General features: G+C 63.8%; 14 protein-coding genes. 13 read left to right on the forward strand and 1 reads right to left on the reverse strand.

Annotated features, from left to right (window positions below; genetic code table 11):
• Window positions 1-254: 254 nt before the first annotated feature.
• The 13 genes from AC3A43_RS15300 to AC3A43_RS15360 all read left to right on the forward strand — a co-directional run bounded on the left by AC3A43_RS15300 (window position 255) and on the right by AC3A43_RS15360 (window position 15,802).
• The gene (locus AC3A43_RS15300) at window positions 255-623 is read left to right on the forward strand and encodes a BlaI/MecI/CopY family transcriptional regulator (protein ID WP_487793411.1); all 369 of its coding nucleotides are present in this window, start codon (window positions 255-257) and stop codon (window positions 621-623) included.
• The gene (locus tag AC3A43_RS15305; protein WP_487793412.1) at window positions 620-2,287 is read left to right on the forward strand and encodes a M56 family metallopeptidase; all 1,668 of its coding nucleotides are present in this window, start codon (window positions 620-622) and stop codon (window positions 2,285-2,287) included. Before AC3A43_RS15300 ends, AC3A43_RS15305 begins: the two co-directional genes overlap by 4 nt.
• A gap of 148 nt (window positions 2,288-2,435) precedes the next feature.
• Window positions 2,436-3,353: an MBL fold metallo-hydrolase gene (locus AC3A43_RS15310; RefSeq protein ID WP_487793774.1), complete on the forward strand. Its 918-nt coding sequence runs from the start codon at window positions 2,436-2,438 to the stop codon at window positions 3,351-3,353.
• Entirely contained in the window at window positions 3,354-4,127 is a 774-nt protein-coding gene (locus AC3A43_RS15315; RefSeq protein ID WP_487793413.1) for a hypothetical protein, read from the forward strand.
• Window positions 4,124-4,771 (forward strand): DUF4230 domain-containing protein, encoded by a 648-nt coding sequence (locus AC3A43_RS15320; RefSeq protein WP_487793414.1) that lies wholly within the window; start codon window positions 4,124-4,126, stop codon window positions 4,769-4,771. Before AC3A43_RS15315 ends, AC3A43_RS15320 begins: the two co-directional genes overlap by 4 nt.
• 66 nt (window positions 4,772-4,837) lie before the next feature.
• Window positions 4,838-5,548 (forward strand): adenylate cyclase, encoded by a 711-nt coding sequence (locus AC3A43_RS15325; protein WP_487793415.1) that lies wholly within the window; start codon window positions 4,838-4,840, stop codon window positions 5,546-5,548.
• Window positions 5,549-5,620: 72 nt separating this feature from the next.
• Entirely contained in the window at window positions 5,621-6,610 is a 990-nt protein-coding gene (gene nadA, locus AC3A43_RS15330; RefSeq protein WP_487793416.1) for a quinolinate synthase NadA, read from the forward strand.
• Window positions 6,611-6,738: 128 nt separating this feature from the next.
• Window positions 6,739-7,848 (forward strand): DUF2853 family protein, encoded by a 1,110-nt coding sequence (locus AC3A43_RS15335; protein WP_487793417.1) that lies wholly within the window; start codon window positions 6,739-6,741, stop codon window positions 7,846-7,848.
• Between the two features lie 999 nt (window positions 7,849-8,847).
• Complete coding sequence (locus tag AC3A43_RS15340; protein ID WP_428632616.1) at window positions 8,848-9,111, forward strand: GlsB/YeaQ/YmgE family stress response membrane protein; 264 nt, start codon at window positions 8,848-8,850, stop codon at window positions 9,109-9,111.
• Between the two features lie 118 nt (window positions 9,112-9,229).
• Window positions 9,230-9,499 (forward strand): GlsB/YeaQ/YmgE family stress response membrane protein, encoded by a 270-nt coding sequence (locus AC3A43_RS15345; RefSeq protein ID WP_487793418.1) that lies wholly within the window; start codon window positions 9,230-9,232, stop codon window positions 9,497-9,499.
• Between the two features lie 317 nt (window positions 9,500-9,816).
• On the forward strand, window positions 9,817-10,998 hold the full coding sequence (locus AC3A43_RS15350) for an efflux RND transporter periplasmic adaptor subunit (protein WP_487793775.1): 1,182 nt from the start codon (window positions 9,817-9,819) through the stop codon (window positions 10,996-10,998).
• Between the two features lie 46 nt (window positions 10,999-11,044).
• A complete protein-coding gene (locus tag AC3A43_RS15355) occupies window positions 11,045-14,461 on the forward strand; it encodes an efflux RND transporter permease subunit (protein ID WP_487793419.1) in 3,417 nt (1,138 codons plus the stop codon).
• Between the two features lie 48 nt (window positions 14,462-14,509).
• The gene (locus tag AC3A43_RS15360; RefSeq protein ID WP_487793420.1) at window positions 14,510-15,802 is read left to right on the forward strand and encodes a DUF445 domain-containing protein; all 1,293 of its coding nucleotides are present in this window, start codon (window positions 14,510-14,512) and stop codon (window positions 15,800-15,802) included.
• Here the strand turns inward: AC3A43_RS15360 and AC3A43_RS15365 are convergent.
• Entirely contained in the window at window positions 15,799-16,590 is a 792-nt protein-coding gene (locus AC3A43_RS15365; RefSeq protein ID WP_487793421.1) for an SDR family oxidoreductase, read from the reverse strand. The two genes, AC3A43_RS15360 and AC3A43_RS15365, sit on opposite strands and share 4 nt — an antisense overlap.
• Window positions 16,591-16,612 lie beyond the last annotated feature (22 nt).

The raw sequence follows: 16,612 nt of genomic DNA on the forward strand, positions 1-16,612 counted from the left end.
CAGGGACCAGACTGATGTCCCCCACCGCTCCATTTGAGCGGAACACTCGGGAACATCAGATACTATTCAATAGCCGTGCCAGTTTACAGTCGGCGCGGATTCCGGCGCGACATGCTGGTTAGCGATTCCTTACCGGCAGCACGCCGTGTCAAAAATTCCGACACTCTATCGCTCCCCTTTGTTCAGGAAGCGTTCAGCCCACTGACTACATTTGTAGTCGCATCGGTATGACGACGCCAATGGGAGGGGTCCGCATGGCAGAACGAGCAAGTGATTCGGAGATGCAGGTGCTGTCGGCACTGTGGGACGAAGCCCCGCAGACGGCCGCCGACCTGACCTCGCGCATCGGCAAGATCAACGGCTGGACGCAGGCGACGGTGAAGACCTTGCTCGCGCGGCTGGTTCAGAAAGGCGCGGTCAGGGCCGAGGCCGACGGCCGGCGCTACCTCTATAGCCCGGCGATCGAGCGCGCTGACGCCGTCGGCGAGGAATCGCAGCGCTTCGTCGATCGCCTGTTCGGCGGCCGCGTCAGCCCGCTGATCGCGCATCTCGCCGATCGCGAGGCGCTGACCGACACTGACATCGCCGAGATCGAAGCGCTGCTCAAGAAGCTCAAGTCATGAGCGCCGCGATGCTGCTCCAGGCGTGGGCCGATACGCTCGTCACGACGGGCGTTCTTGTCCTGCTGGTCCTGCTCGTCCGCAAGCCATTTGCGCGGCATTTCGGCCCGCGGTTGACCTATGCGCTGTGGGCGGTGCCTGCGCTGCGGCTCGTGCTGCCGCCTTTGCCCTTCGCCGATCCGGTGATCGTTGTGCCCGAGCCCGCGGTCGAAGTCGCAGTCATGGTGCCGGTGGGATTGCCGGCTGCGGCATCCGCGCCGGTCGCCGAACCGCTCTGGTCGCTTTCCGAACTGATACCGTTCTTCTTCGCGCTGTGGGTCGCGGGCATGATTGCCGTGCTCGTGACCGCGATGGTGTCGCATCAGCGGTTCCGCCGCGCGGTACTGAGCGAGGCCGTCGAACTCGAACCGATCGGCAAGATCCGGCTGGTGATATCAGACGCGGTCGACGGTCCCGTCGCCTTTGGCCTGTGGCAACGCTACGTCGCGGTGCCGCACGATTTCTTCGCGCGCTACGTCGCGGAGGAGCGTGCCTTGGCGATCGATCACGAACTGTCGCATCACCGCCACGGCGATCTGTGGGCGAACAGCGCAGCGCTGGTTTTGCTCGCCGCCCAATGGTTCAACCCGTTCGCCTGGCGCGCGATCCGCGCCTTTCGTTTCGATCAGGAGGCCGCATGCGACGCGCGCGTGTTGACGATGGCCGACTGCAACGAACGGGGTGAGCGGACAGCGCGCTACGCGACCGCGATCGTCAAGGCGGCCGTCGGTCCGCGCCTGTCGCTCGCCGCGCCGATGGCGGTCCACGATAATCTGCAGGAGAGGCTGACGATGTTGACGCAAGAGGATATTTCGAAGAAGCGCGGCCTTGTCGGCCGGTTGTTGATCGGCAGCGCGACGCTGGCCGTGCTGGGCGCGACCGCAACGCTCGTTCCGGCGGGGATCGTAGTAGCGAAGGCGCAAACCGCCGACCTTGGCGAACCGCCGGCGCCGCCCGAACCGCCGCTGCCGCCCGAGGCGCCCGACGCGCCGGGGTTGATGGTCTTTACCGAGCATAGCGACGATGTGACGACCGACGACGGCAAGAAGAAGCGCGAAGTCCACCGCATCGTCATTCGCCGCGACAGTGAAGGCGAAGGCAAGGCACCCGTAACGATGTTCGCTCCGGCCGACGGCAAGGACAAGATGCGCCGCATCGAAATCCGTGCCCCCGGCGGCCTGTCACGCGATGATGTTCTGGCGACGCTGAAGGAGCAGGGCATCACCGGCAAGCGCGCCGAGGCGATCGCCGACAAGCTTGAGGCGAAACGCACAGAGCGTATCCGCACCGTCATGGCGCCGATGCCCCCGATGCCGCCCATGCCATCGATGCCGCACGGCGCATGGACGATGCACGGCAAGGCAATGGTCATGGGCAAGTGCGGCGACGGCAAGGCTGCACCGATCGTCAACCGCGACGAAAGCGAAGGCAATCAGCGCAGCCGTGTCGTCATGTTTGCGTGCAGCGACACGGCCGAAGGCAAGGCGGCCCGCCTGTCGGCCCTGAAGAAGGCACGCGAGGCCTTCGCCGAAGGCGAACGCGCGCGCGGCCTGTCCGACAACATGCGCGCCAAGGTCGCCGCTGACCTCGAAAAAGCGATCGCCGAGATCGAGAAATCGGGCAACTAGCCCGGCAGCTTCGACGCCGGTCTTTGCTCCCCGGTGGGGCCGGCGGCAGGGGCGGGGAAAGGGGGCGACCCATGTCGCTCCCTTTTTCGCGTCCGCTTTTTCGCACCCATCCCTTTTCCTTCGCGGCGGGCGATGCCACATGGGTGGTATGAGCGAAGAAAAGCCCTGGCCCGACAGCATCCACGCCGGCGAGTGCGAACAGCATGAGCCGCTTGTCCGCCGCGTGCTGGCGCCCAACCCGTCGCCCTATACCTTTACCGGCACCCAGACGTGGATCGTCGGGGCGGGCAGCGACGTTGCCGTCATCGACCCGGGCCCGACGGGTTCGGGGCTGAGCATCGGCGATCCCGCCGACATCAACGGCACCGGGCATGTCGATGCGATCCTGCGCGCCGTCGAGGGTCAGCGCGTCGCCGCGATCCTGTGCACCCATACACACCGCGACCATTCGCCCGCGGCAGCGCCGCTGAAGGAAGCGACGGGCGCGCCGATCATCGGCTGTGCGCCGTTGGCATTGTCCGATGACGGACCCCGCGCGGATTCGGCGTTCGATACCGATTACTCGCCCGATCGCATCCTCGTCGATGGCGAGCGGGTCTCTGGCGACGGCTGGACGATCGAGGCGGTCGCGACCCCCGGCCATACTTCGAACCACCTCTGCTTCGGCCTTGTCGAAAGCGGCGCGCTGTTCACCGGCGATCATGTCATGGCGTGGTCGACGAGCGTCGTCAGCCCGCCCGACGGCGATATGGCGGCTTATATGGCCAGCCTGTCGAAGCTCTATGACCGCGAAGATCGCGTCTATTATCCCGCGCACGGGCCCGCAGTGACCAAGCCGCGGCAGCTGGTGCGCGGCATGCTCGGCCACCGCAAGCAGCGCGAGCGGCAGATCTTGCGGGAACTCGAAAAGGGGACGAACATCATCCCCGAGATGGTGAAGCATATGTATAAGGGGCTCGACCCGCGGCTGACCGGCGCCGCCGGCCGGTCGGTGCTCGCGCACCTGATCGACCTCAAGACGCGCGGCGCCGTGCGGGTGCAAAACGACGAATGGACGCTGGCCTAGATGCTGATGTCGCTTCTGATCGCCGCCGCGCAGCCCGCGACCGCGCCATATCCCGTCGTTATAGACCTGGTGGCGGGCGAGGGTGAGCGGCGATGCCTGCCCGACAAGAGCTTGTGCCTTGACGTGCCGGGCAGCGCCGAGGCGGGCGACGGCGGGCTGGTGCTGACCGCGCCGCAAACGGGACAGGCCGACGATCTGGCGCTGCCATACGGCCGCGACGACGGGCAAACGCTAAGCCTGTGGCCGCATTTGATCGCCGTGGCGCCCCCCGAGGGCGCGCCTGCGGATTCGCGGCAATATCTGATGGGCGTGATCGTCGGCACCAGCACGATGTATTCGGGCGGGGGCGGCAACGGCAGTCGGCTGCATCTCTTTCGCCTCGACACGACGCCGTCGAACACACGGCTTGGTGACCAGTTACTCGATGTCGTGTGGGACAGTTCGCTCATGATCCGCGCCTGCTTTTCCGAACAGGACATCAAGGACCGGCGCGAGGCATGCCATGACGAATATAGCTTTACCGGAACGCTCGCCGCCGGCCCCGCCGAAGCGAGCGAACTCCCCGCGCTGACTTATCGCAGCGTTGCGACCAGCTATCCGCGCACCTCGCGCCGGTCGCAGGACAACAGCAACCTGCGCCTGAAGGCGGCCGACCTCATCCATGCGAAAGACCCCGAGTGCAGCTATGAACGGACGCTGCGCTATAACCCCGCGACGTCGCGCTATGAAATGGACCGGCCGGCGCCCGATTGTTCGGATTATACGACACCATGACCCAGCCTCTTTCCTCGCCCGCGCCGCGGCTGTTGCCGCGCCTGATCCTGCTCGCCGCCGCGGCGCTGCTTGCGCTCGCCGCCTGGTGGGCGGTCTCGGCGTGGCGGGACTGGCAGCGCGGATATGATCCCGAAACCGTCGTCGCGGCGAGCCTGCAGGGATTGCAGGAGCAGAATGTGCTGGTTCCCTTCACCGCGCGCTATGTCGCGGTGGTGACGTCGACGCAAAGCCGGATGGGGCTGAGCGCCAAGAAGACGATGATCATGCCCGGCACCGTTCGCTACGAACTAGACCTCGGCAAGCTGAAGCAGTCCGACCTCGACTGGGATGCGACCACCAGCGCGCTCACCGTCACGCTGCCGCCGCTGCGGCTCGCCGGTCCCGAGATCGATATCGACGCGATCAGCGAATATCGCGACGGCGAAATCCTGCTGACGCTGACCGACGCCGAACGAACGCTCGACGCCGCCAATCGCAAACGCGCGCAGGAAGAATTGATCGCGCAGGCGAAGGGCGCGACCCCGATGCGGCTCGCGCAGGGCGCCGCGCGGACGGCGGTCGAGCAGAGCTTTGCGATGCCGCTGAAAGCTGCGGGGATCGAGGCGAAGGTTACCGCCCGCTTCGCGGACGCGCCGTCTGGGTAAATCCCGGCTTTTCGCGCTTTCACTGCTGGGCTATTCTTCCGCCCGGGTCGGGCAGGGGGAACAGGCATGGCTATCAATGCGGAGGGCGCCGCGCGCGCCGAACTTTTCTGGCATCGCATGGCGATCGGCCTCGCGGTCTTCATCGTCCTCGGTTTCCTGCAATTCGCGCTGAGGGGTTTTGTCGATCCGGTTGCTGCGCCTTTCTGGGTACACCTGCATGGGGTCGCGATGCTGGCGTGGCTCGCGCTGTTGATCGTCCAGCCGACGCTGGTGTCGCGCGACAATCTGGCGTTGCACCGCAGACTCGGCTGGGCCGGCGCGGCTCTGGCGATCCTCATCACCTGCCTTGGCATTTTCACCGGCATCGCTTCGCTGGCCCTCAATCGCTTCCCCCCCTTTTTTTCGCCGCCCTATTTTCTCGCGCTCACGACTGTCGAGTCGCTGGTCTTCGGACTGATGGTGTGGGCGGCGGTCCGCCGCCGCCATACTACCGCGTGGCACCGGCGGCTGATGATCGGCGCGACGATCGTCATCCTAGAACCCGCACTCGGCCGCATTTTGCCGATGCCGCTCATGATCGGCTGGTCCGACATTCCGATCGGGCTGATCCAGCTCGCCGTCGTCGGCATCATCGCTGTTTACGATCGCCGCACGCTGGGGCGCGTCCATCCGGCGACGAAGGTAATCGCGGCAATTGTCATCGCGGTGCGCATCACCATCTATATGTTGGCGATGGCGCCCCCCGTCATTGCGCTCGCGGAGCGGCTCGCCGGTTGATGCGGCGAATTGCCCTCCTGCGGGCAGCGGTGTAGGGGGTTCGCCAAGGCAAAAGCCATATAAGGAAAAGCGATGACTGCTCCCATTCGCGAGAATCTCTCGGGCCTCGACCTGCGCGCCGAAATCGAGCGCCTGCGCAAGGAACGCAACGCCGTCATCCTCGCGCATTATTACCAAAAGCCCGAGATACAGGACCTCGCCGATTTCGTCGGCGATTCGCTCGAGCTGTCGCGCAAGGCCGCCGACACCGATGCCGATGTCATCGCCTTTTGCGGCGTGAAATTCATGGCCGAGACCGCGAAGATCCTCAGCCCCGAAAAGATCGTCATCCTGCCCGACATGGATGCGGGTTGCAGTCTGGAGGACAGCTGTCCCCCCGAACAGTTCAAGCGCTTCCGGGAGAAGCATCCGAACCATATTGCACTGACGTACATCAACTGCTCGGCGGCGGTGAAGGCACTCAGCGACATCATCGTCACCTCGTCGAGCGCCGAGACGATCATCAGCCAGATTCCCGAGGATCAGCCGATTATCTTCGGTCCCGACCGTCACCTTGGCGGCTATCTCAACCGCAAGTTCGGGCGCGAGATGCTGCTGTGGCCCGGCGTGTGCATCGTGCACGAGGCGTTTAGCGAGACCGAACTCATCAAGCTGAAGGCGCAGCATCCCGGGGCCCCGGTCGCGGCGCATCCCGAATGTCCGCCGCATATCGTCGATCACGCCGACTATGTCGGGTCGACAAGCGGGATCTTGCAGTTCGCGAAAAGCTTCCCCGGTGATACGCTGATCGTCGCGACCGAGCCGCACATCATCCACCAGATGGAACTCGCGCTGCCCGAAAAGACTTTCATCGGCGCGCCCGGAGCCGACGGCAACTGCAACTGCAATATCTGCCCCTATATGGCGCTCAACACGATGGAAAAGCTCTACATCGCGCTCCGCGACCTGAAGCCGCAGATCGAGATGGAAGAAGGTCTTCGCCTCGCGGCGCGCAAGAGCCTCGACCGGATGCTCGAGATGGCATCGGGAACGGTGGGCAAGGGCGATCTCGGCAAGCGATAACCTCGATATCCGGCCGCGTTGTTGCATTTCCGGAAAATGATATAAGTTCCGCCGCCTAAGGCGCGAGTCTCGCCCCCCGTGCGAGCGCCGAACGGCGAAGCCTTGCGTCTGGGTAGGAGCATGGTCGCATGGCAGAAGATTGGCTGGCGGATGTCAGGAAATATGTCGCGGACGCTGACGAAAATGTGGTGTCGGCGATTGTAAAATATCTCGGCATTGCACTCAGAAACCGCGATTCATCGCTCGTTTCCTTTTCCGACAAAAAAGAAACCGACCGCGTTCGCGAAAACTTCCTCAAGAAAAAGCTCGGGTTGACCATCGACGACGCCGCGCTCGATGCGGCGATCGCCGGTGTCGCTGAACGGATGAAGGAAGACCGGACAAAGAACCGCGTCACCGTCTATTATCTCCTCGCGCAGCATTTCGGTCTGCTTACGCTCTTTGGCGGTGCCGCTGGCGCAGTCGGTGCCGCAGAAACCGCCGCGGGCCTGGCGGCCGTTGGCGATTTGGACGGCGACGCTGGCACGGGCGATGACGCGACGTCGGCTGTCCCGCTGGCCGCGGCAGGTCTGGCCGGTGCCTCGGCAATACCGGCTGCTGCGGCTCCTCCGCCTGCCGCAGCGGCCCCGCCGTCTCCGCCGGCTCCGTCGGCGGCCAGTCCACAGGCCGCCTATTCGAGCGGCGACAGTGAAAAGAGCGGCGGCATGGGCTGGTTGCCCTGGCTCCTGCTCTTGCTGGTTCTGGCTGCGCTGCTCTTCTTCGGTCTGCGTTATTGTTCGAAACAGGATGCGGTCGTTGCCCCGGTCACCGATCAGGCGGCGATCAGCGAGACGGTCGCGCCAGCTGACGGCGCTGCGGGAACGGCTACAGCGGCGGCCATCCCCGAAGGCGCCGGGGTCGTCGCGGCGGACCGCGAGGGCAAGCCGATGCTGACGGTCTATTTCGACACCGGCAAATCGGACGTGTCGAACGATCTCACCACCGCAGCGGCGTCTGTGAAGGCGTATCTCGACAGCAACCCCGCCGCAACGCTGGCGGTGTCAGGCTATAATGATCCGACGGGTAATGCGGCGGTCAATGCCGAATTGTCGAAGAACCGTGCGCAGAGCGTCAAGGGAGCGCTGGAGAAGCTTGGTTTTGCAGCGGACAAGGTCGTGCTGGAAAAGCCCGCCGAGGCAACAACGACGGCTACCGACAATTCGGCCGCACGTCGGGTCGAGGTCACGGTCAAAGGCTGATCGGTCTGCAAATGCGAGAAAGGAGAGCGGGGCCCTCGGGCTCCGCTTTTTTTTTTGGCCGAGTCGCGACTCGCTGTGAAAGAAAAGCGGCACCGATCGGCTGATGAGTCGATGAGTCGATCCAGATTTTTGAATCCGAAAATGCTGCACCGATGTTACAAAAATGCTGCGGTGAATCCGCTTGTTGCTAATGCCGGACTTATCCACAAGCGAAGATCGTTCGCCGGGGCTTTTTGCTCCTTTTTTGTTGGCGACCCGAAAGCTTCATGTCAGCTTCAAATCATCGGACGACAGAGACGCAAACCACCGGGACATCAAGGGTAGTTGCAAGACTAGCCAGAAGAGAACGGACGGATTGACGAGGACATCGACCGATAGCCTGGTCACGGAACGTAGCGATTCCCACGAGTTGATACGGACCCGATCGGGTACAGGAAATGCAGTCCATCGCTTGGACAGCGACTGTTTCGGCAGACGCAAGAAAAGATGATGAAGGGCTTTCCAGGTGCGGCCGGCCCCCGAAAGGGGGCCGACCAAACCGTCGCCGGATTGTTCCGGCGTGCGCCGCAACGCATCGTTTTGCGGGCTGCTGATCGCAAGAGAAGCGGACCGGGATGGAGTGAGGCGGGGTACGTGGGGCAAAGTCGGATAGTGGGGGTTGGCAGCAATGCCGGCCCCCATTTCGTATGCGCGCGCGATCGAGCTGCACGCATCGCTGCGCACAGGGCGCCATATTCTCTCCCATTTTATTTTCGTCCCAGTGACTTTCGTCACACCAGCGTCAAATGCGGCTGCTTAGTTGCATCTTGCGACCCGGAGACGTTCCCGATCAGGAACCGATCCCACTTTCCCGGCCGAGCCCACGCGGGCCGGCCGGGAACCTTTCCCTTCCTTTCCGCATTGTCTCGTCATCGTTGAAACGATGTTCGGGCGCGACCGAACGTTCACAAGTCTCCGGGCATCAGCGTGTGTCCGGCGGGTTCAGAAAGGGTAGAAATCATGGGTTTGATTATCACATTGATCGTCGGCGGTGTCATCGGCTGGCTCGCCAGCATCGTCATGCGCACCGATGCGCAGCAGGGCATCATTCTGAATGTCGTCGTTGGCATCGTCGGGGCATTTCTCGGCAATTTCCTCGGCAGCTTTTTCGGCATGGGTGCCAGCCTTGACACGTTCAGCCCGATCGGGCTGCTCTGGGCCTTTATTGGCGCCGTTGTGCTGCTTGGCATCATCAACCTGATCCGCCGCGGCAGCGTCCGCTGAACGGCATGGCGGCGAGGATATGCCTCGCCGCCATTGTGCTAGGCGATGTCAGATATTTGAGTTACCAATGTGATGCCTGCAATGTCAGGCGCCAACAACGATCGTAGGGGGTCATCATATGACTTGGATTATCGCTATCATCATGGGCGGCATCATCGGCTGGCTCGCCAGTATCGTAATGCGCACCGACGCTCAGCAGGGCATTTTCCTCAACATCATCGTCGGCTGTATCGGATCGATTCTCGGCCGCTTTCTGTTCAGCAGCTTCCTCGGCGGCGGGCATCTTCGTGGCGACGCCTTTGATCCGATGACCTTGCTCACCGCATTTCTCGGCGCGGTGATTCTGCTCGGGATCGTCAACCTTGTGCGGCGCGGTCGCGTCCGCTGACCGCAAACCACTATCGCCGGGCCTGTAGCGGCCGGCGGAAAGAAGAGGGTGGCCGCCGCCGGGCGCGCCGCCCTTTTTCATGCCTGCAACCCACTGGAAATAAAAAGAAGACAGGCCTATGGGCCGCGGTCCAGGACACAAGGGGGTCGTGAAGTTTCGCCTCTTGCAAGGGGTGATTTAATTAGGTAATACACCTCGTGCAGGATTGATCCTGTCATGCGGGGTTGAGGGGACAGGTGCTGTTGCGCCTGCCGCACGATATGCCGCGCAAGGCGGGGGAGGGATTCGGCGTGAACTACGAGCGGAAAGTGGATTCGATGGACAGCCTGGCGGGCACGCAGAGCTATTATGAAGAGACGGATAGCCGTCGCAACCGGACGCGGCTGATCGTGGCACTGGTGCTGATCGCGCTTGCGCTGGCGGCGACATGGTACGCCTTCAACGCTAGCAAGAGCGGTGCGGCAGGCGCCGACGGGGCCGCGGCGGGCGGACCTGGTGCAGCAACCGTTCCCAACATCACCGTCGTTATTCCCGGCCGCCAGTCGGTCGAAGCGACGATCTCGACTAACGGCACGATCGCGGCACGCCGCGAAATGCCGGTCGGCGTCGCCGGCGAAGGAGGCCAGGTCGTGCGCGTGCTCGTGGAACCCGGTCAATGGGTTAATGCCGGACAGCCGCTCGCCATCATTGATCGCTCGGTTCAGGCGCAGCAGGCGGCCAGCCTCGCGGCGTCGATCCGTGTAGCGCAGGCCGATGCCGATCTGGCGCAGGCCGAACTGACGCGCGCTCAGGCGCTGGTTTCGCGCGGTTTTATCTCAAAGGCCGATATGGACCGCAAGCGGGCGACCCGCGATGCGGCTAATGCGCGTGTTCGCGTCGCGCAGGCGCAACATGCCGAGGCGCAGGCGCGTAACGGCCGTCTCAACATCGTCGCGCCGGCCGCCGGGCTGGTTCTGACGCGGCAGGTGGAAACGGGTCAGATCGTCGGCGCCGGTAGCGGCGTGCTGTTCCGCATGGCGCGCGGCGGCGAGATGGAATTGATGGCGCAGATGGCCGAGGCCGATCTGCAGCGTGTGCGCGTCGGCACGCGTGCGACGATCAGCCCGGTCGGCAGCAACCTGCAGATCGCGGGTCAGGTATGGCAAGTTTCGCCGGTCATCAATCCCGACACACGGCAGGGCATGGTCCGCATCGCGGTTCCGTATAGCGCGGCGCTGCGTCCGGGCGGCTTTGCCGATGCGCGGCTCGTGTCGGGTACCGAAGAGGCGCCCATGCTGCCGGAAAGCGCTGTGCAAAGCGGCCCCGAAGGCAATTTCGTCCTGATCGTCGACAACAAGAACGAGATTCAGCGCCGCGCGGTCAAGGTCGGCACGGTGACTGACGATGGCGTATCCATCGCGTCGGGCCTGAGCGGTAACGAGCGCGTTGTCGTGCTCGCGGGCGCTTTCCTCAACGTCGGCGACAAGGTGAAGCCGGTCGTTCAGAAATCATCGCAGTAACCCGGATCGGTCGCGCAGTCTTTTGGTGCACAAGGGCGTTTGAATCATGAGCTTTCGCAACATCTCCGCCTGGTGCATCCGCAATCCGGTGCCGCCCGTCGTCATGTTCGTCCTGTTGCTGCTGGCGGGTGTCGTCAGCTTCAACCGGATGGACGTGAACGACAATCCGGACGTCGAGTTTCCCGCGGTTCAGGTCATAGTGGCGCAGCCGGGCGCGGCGCCTTCGGAACTTGAAACGCAGGTCACGCAGCGTGTCGAGGCGGCGGTTCGCGGTGTCAGCGGCGTCGATGAAATGTCGTCTTATGTCGGCGAAGGCAACAGCCGGACGATGGTGCAGTTCGCGATCGGCACGCCGATCGACCGCGCCTATAATGACGTCAATCAGGCGGTTTCGCAGATCCGCAGCGACCTGCCCGACGGCATTCTCGAACCGCAGGTCGTTCGCGTCGACATCGCGGGCGGTCCGATCACCTATTTCGCCGTCGAAGCGTCGGACATGACGCTCGAGCAATTGTCGTGGTTCGTCGACAACAGCGTCGCCAAGGAATTGCTGTCGATTCCGGGCATGAGCCAGGTCCGCCGTTCGGGCGGCGTCGATCGGGAGATTCGCGTCATTCTCGACCCCGCGCGCATGCAAAGCTATGGCCTCACCGCCAGCCAGGTGAATCAGCAACTGCGCCAGACGAACGTCAACGCCGCGGGCGGTCGCACCGAAATCGCAGGGTCCGAACAAGCCGTCCGTGTGCTCGGCAACGCCGCCAATGCTTTCCAGCTCGGCGACACGCGCCTTTCGATCGGCAATGGCCGCACCGTTCGCCTGTCCGACGTCGCCAAAGTCACCGACGGCTATGCCGAACAGCGCAACCTTGCGAAGATCAAGGGGCGGCAGGTGCTCAGCTTCTCGATCGAAAAGGCCAAGGGCGCCTCGGATGTCACGATCCACGACGAGACGATGAAAAAGCTTGCGGAGATCAAGAAGAACAACCCGAAGGTCGACTTCAAGATCCTCTTCACGCGCACCGAATATACCAAGGAGCAATATCGCAGCTCGATGGCCGCGATGATCGAGGGCGCGATTCTCGCCGTCGTCGTGGTGTTCCTGTTCCTGCGCGACTGGCGCGCAACGCTGATCAGCGCGCTGGCGATCCCGCTGTCGGCCATCCCGACCTTCTGGTTCATGGACCTGATGGGCTTTTCGCTGAACAGCCTGTCGCTGCTCGCGCTCAGCCTGGTCGCGGGGGTGCTCGTCGACGATGCGATCGTCGAGATCGAGAATATCGTCAGGCATATGCGAATGGGCAAGACCGCCTATCAGGCGTCGATCGACGCCGCCGACGAGATCGGTCTGGCGGTCGTCGCAACGACGATGTCGATCGTCGCGGTGTTCCTGCCGGTGGCGCTGATGCCGGGCGTTTCGGGCCAGTTCTTCATCCAGTTCGGGATGACCGTCGTTTTTGCGGTGCTTGTCAGCCTGGCGGTCGCGCGCATGATCACGCCAATGATCGCCGCCTATTTCCTCTCGGCCGAGGGCGAACAGGACCATGCTGCGGGGCCTTGGGTCGATCGTTACGAACGGCTGCTCGCCTGGACGCTCGACAGCACGAAGCAGCAAGCGAGGAAGGCGCGCTACGAAGATGTGCCGACGCAGCTGACCTATCTGGCCGTTCCGCTTGTCCTTGCCGGCCTTTCCGTCCTGTTTTCGATCTATTCCTATTTCCAGCCGGTTCCGGTCGGACAGGACGCGCCAAACGCGGCGCTGCATTTCCTGCTGCTGACGCCGCTGTCGGCGATCGGCGTTTTCCTTGCGGCAAGCTTGCTCGCGATCCTTCTCGGGGCGCTCGCTTATGTGATGGGAATGCGCGACTGGGCTTTCACCCGCTGGGCGACGTTCATGGTTCAGCGCGCCTGGGCGCGCCTGTTCGACCATCGCGTATGGATCGTCGGGGTTGGCGTTCTCGCCTTTGCGCTCAGCATCGTGCTGTTCATGACCTTGCCGCAGCAGTTCCAGCCGACGACCAACAGCGATTATAGCCAGGTCCGTTACGAACTGCCCCCGGGCTCGACCTTGGCGCAGAGCGAAACCATTGTGCGGCAGATCGGCGCGATCCTCGACGATAGCCCCGTGGTCGAAACGGCGTTTTACGACGTCAATGTCGGCGGCGGAAACGCCTTCATCACGCTCAAGAAAAAGCGGCCGATGAGCAGTGTCGAATGGGAACGCAGCCTGCAGCCAAAGCTGGCGGCGATCCCCGACGCGCGCGTGTCGTTCCAGAGCCAGTCGGGCGGATTTTCGGGCCGTGACATCACGATGGTCATCGGCGGCGACGATCCGGTCGCGCTCGACAAGCATGCGCGCCTGATCGTTTCGCAGATGCTGAAGCTGAAGGAGCTGCGTTCGCCGCGCGTCGAAGGCGACATTCCGCGTCCTGAAATCATCGTCAATCCGCGGATGGATCTTGCCGCCGAACTCGGCGTGACGACGGCATCGCTCAGCCAGACGATCCGTATCGCGACGCTCGGCGATATCGACCAGAATGCCGCCAAATTCTCGCTGTCCGATCGCCAGATCCCGATCCGCGTGCTTTTGTCGGAAGATTCGCGCCGCAGCCTTGCGACGATCGAGAATCTGCCGGTGCCGACCTCGCGCGGCACCACCGTACCGCTGAAGTCGGTCGCCGAAATCGGTTTCGGTGCCGGGCCGACCGAATTGCGCCGTTACAACCAGACGCGGCGCATCGTGATCGGCGCCGATCTGGCACCGGGCCTGGTGACGGGCAACGCGCAGGAAAAGATCGACGCGCTGCCCGCGGTCAAGAATATGCCGCAGGGTATCCGCAAGGTCGTCCAGGGCGACGCCAAATGGCAGGCCGAACTGATCCAGAACTTCCTGATCGCGGTGGTTTCGGGGCTGATGTTGGTCTTCTCGACGCTGGTGCTGCTCTATCGCCGCTTCCTGTCGCCGCTGGTCAACATGTCGTCGCTGCTCCTCGCGCCGCTGGGCGGACTGCTCGGATTGCTGATCACTGGCATGGAAATCTCGATGCCGGTGTTCATCGGATTGCTGATGCTGCTCGGCATCGTCGCGAAAAACTCGATCCTGCTCGTCGATTTCGCGATCGAGGAAATGGACCATGGCGTCAGCAAGATGGACGCCCTGCTCGATGCGGGGCGCAAGCGCGCGCAGCCGATCGTCATGACAACGGTCGCGATGGTCGCGGGCATGGTGCCGACCGCGCTGTCGCTGTCGGGCGACGGCGCATGGCGTGCGCCGATGGGCGTCGTCGTGATCGGCGGCCTGATCCTGTCGACGATGCTGACGCTGCTGATCGTTCCTGCGGGCTTCAGCCTCGCCGACAGCATCGAAAAGCGGCTCGGTCGCTTCTTCTCGAGCAACCTGCTCACCTACAAGAAGGGCGACGACACCAAGCCGCATGGGGAGCCGGCGCCACATCCGGCCGAATGAGGATGCGTTCCGGTTGCAACCTTTGCCCGGTGACGCCATTTGATAATCATGACGGAAAGCGTTTCGCCGCAAACTGATACTGGACACGCCCACCCTTTGCGGGTGGGCGTTGCCGTTCCGACGGGTGGGCTGAACATCCGCGTCGTGGCGACCGGCATGCTGGTCTTCATGGCGTTCGTCTTCATCGGCGCCAAATATTATCAGGATGTCCATCCCGCCATCGGCTTCGTACGTGCCTTTGCAGAGGCGGCGATGGTTGGCGGGCTCGCCGACTGGTTCGCGGTCACAGCGCTGTTTCGTCACCCGATGGGCATCCCGATCCCCCACACCGCGATCGTCCCGCGCAACAAGAACCGCATCGGCGACACGCTTGCGCGCTTCCTGCTCACCAATTTCCTGCTGCCGCGCCTGATCGCGCGCAAGATGCAGACGGTCGACGTCGCGGGCGCGGTCGGCAAATTCCTGTCGCAGCCGGGCGAGGGCGGGGGACGGCTGCGGCTTGGCGCCTCGCGGATTATCGCCGACGGGCTCGGCGCGCTCGACCAGCAACGGCTGGGCGGCATGGTCAAATCGGCGATCGCCGACCGTTTGCGCGAACTCGATGTGGCACCGCTGCTCGGGCAGGCGCTACAGGCCGCGCTCGCCGAGGGACGGCATCAGCCCCTGCTCGACGCGATGGTGAAATGGGGATCGAAGACGCTCGAACTCAACGAGCATCTGATTCACCAGATGGTGCATGACAATTCGAACGCGATCGTCCGCTTCACCGGGCTCGACGAGAGCATCTCGAACCGCATCGTCGCGGGGCTGTCGAAACTGCTCAGCGAAATGGCGGTCGACGAGACGCATCCGCTTCGGATCCGCGTCGAGGAGGGCCTCGCCAAGATGGCGCTCGACCTGCAGCACGATCCCGAGGTGAAGGCGAAGGTCGCCAAGGTCCGCGACGAGCTGCTCGAAAACAAGGCGGTCAAGCGCTGGCTCGACGGTTTGTGGGAGCAAGGGCGCACCGCGTTGCTGAAAGCGGCACGCAACCCCGACACAATGCTGGCGGGGCGGATCGGCGAACTCGTCACCCAGTTCGGCTCGATGCTGGGCGAGGATGCCGCGATCAAGCGCACGCTCAACCGCTACGCCCGCCGCGCGGTCGTCGGCGTGGTCGACAGCTATGGCGAAACCGCGCTCAAGCTGGTGTCGGACACGATCCGCGGCTGGGATGCCAAGACGATCACCGACCGGCTGGAAAGCGCCGTCGGCGACGACCTGCAATATATCCGTATCAACGGCACGCTGGTGGGCGGGCTCGTCGGGGTGCTGATCCACACGGTCGATGTGCTGATCTAGATATCGCGGACGAGGCCCTCGCGAAACGTTGGATAACATAGTGTCCAGTTGAGCAGGCGTTTTGCCCTGCCATTCGCGACGCGGCGATTCTCGGCGTAGAACGCGCGGGCGGCGGGCGACAAGCCCGCTTCCTCGATCGATTGTAGCGGGGGCAGAGGAGCGCCAAGCATCGCAGAACCCCATTCGACCAGCCGGTTCTGGTGGCACGGCTCGTCGTCGGCGAGGTTGTAGACACCCGCCGGTCCCGTGAACGACGCGATGACCCCACCCGCGATATCGTCGACATGGACGCGACTGAACACCTGTTCGGGCAGGTCGATACGATGCGCGCGGCCTTCGGCAATCCGATCGAGAATCGAGCGGCCGGGGCCGTAGATGCCGGGAAGGCGAAAGACGCTGACGTCGCTGCGTAGCGCCTGCCACGCGGCATCGGCGGCGTTGCGATCGGGGCGGCGGCCGCGAATGGGCGCGCTTTCATCGACCCACGCGCCACTCGCATCGCCATAGACCCCCGTGGAGGACAGATAACCGACCCAGCGTGCGGGGGCGAGCGCGACGGCATCGCCGTAACGCGCGAGAACCGGATCGATACCTTCCACCGGCGGCACCGACGACAGGATATGCGTTGCCCCGCGCAGAGCCGCGAACACGGCTGCCTCATCGCCGAAAGCCAGGCTGTCTCCGCGCCCGTCGCGTGTCGTTCCCGCGACCTCCCAGCCGCGCGCCCGCAGGCGGTTCGCTAGGTGGCTGGCGGCATAGCCCATTCCGAAAATCAGCATCTGTCCCATCGCGCGCCTTATTGCGCGTCGG

This window comes from Sphingopyxis sp. Soil_C_28 (assembly GCF_057657055.1).

What these genes read in the sequence shown, in the direction of transcription:
- AC3A43_RS15315 (WP_487793413.1), top strand. Translation starts at nt 3,354, where the DNA reads ATGCTGATGTCGCTTCTGATCGCCGCCGCGCAGCCCGCGACCGCGCCA.
- AC3A43_RS15320 (WP_487793414.1), top strand. Translation starts at nt 4,124, where the DNA reads ATGACCCAGCCTCTTTCCTCGCCCGCGCCGCGGCTGTTGCCGCGCCTG.
- AC3A43_RS15350 (WP_487793775.1), top strand. Translation starts at nt 9,817, where the DNA reads ATGGACAGCCTGGCGGGCACGCAGAGCTATTATGAAGAGACGGATAGC.
- AC3A43_RS15360 (WP_487793420.1), top strand. Translation starts at nt 14,510, where the DNA reads ATGACGGAAAGCGTTTCGCCGCAAACTGATACTGGACACGCCCACCCT.
- AC3A43_RS15340 (WP_428632616.1), top strand. Translation starts at nt 8,848, where the DNA reads ATGGGTTTGATTATCACATTGATCGTCGGCGGTGTCATCGGCTGGCTC.
- AC3A43_RS15345 (WP_487793418.1), top strand. Translation starts at nt 9,230, where the DNA reads ATGACTTGGATTATCGCTATCATCATGGGCGGCATCATCGGCTGGCTC.
- AC3A43_RS15325 (WP_487793415.1), top strand. Translation starts at nt 4,838, where the DNA reads ATGGCTATCAATGCGGAGGGCGCCGCGCGCGCCGAACTTTTCTGGCAT.
- AC3A43_RS15310 (WP_487793774.1), top strand. Translation starts at nt 2,436, where the DNA reads ATGAGCGAAGAAAAGCCCTGGCCCGACAGCATCCACGCCGGCGAGTGC.
- nadA (WP_487793416.1), top strand. Translation starts at nt 5,621, where the DNA reads ATGACTGCTCCCATTCGCGAGAATCTCTCGGGCCTCGACCTGCGCGCC.
- AC3A43_RS15365 (WP_487793421.1), bottom strand. Translation starts at nt 16,590, where the DNA reads ATGGGACAGATGCTGATTTTCGGAATGGGCTATGCCGCCAGCCACCTA.
- AC3A43_RS15355 (WP_487793419.1), top strand. Translation starts at nt 11,045, where the DNA reads ATGAGCTTTCGCAACATCTCCGCCTGGTGCATCCGCAATCCGGTGCCG.
- AC3A43_RS15305 (WP_487793412.1), top strand. Translation starts at nt 620, where the DNA reads ATGAGCGCCGCGATGCTGCTCCAGGCGTGGGCCGATACGCTCGTCACG.
- AC3A43_RS15300 (WP_487793411.1), top strand. Translation starts at nt 255, where the DNA reads ATGGCAGAACGAGCAAGTGATTCGGAGATGCAGGTGCTGTCGGCACTG.
- AC3A43_RS15335 (WP_487793417.1), top strand. Translation starts at nt 6,739, where the DNA reads ATGGCAGAAGATTGGCTGGCGGATGTCAGGAAATATGTCGCGGACGCT.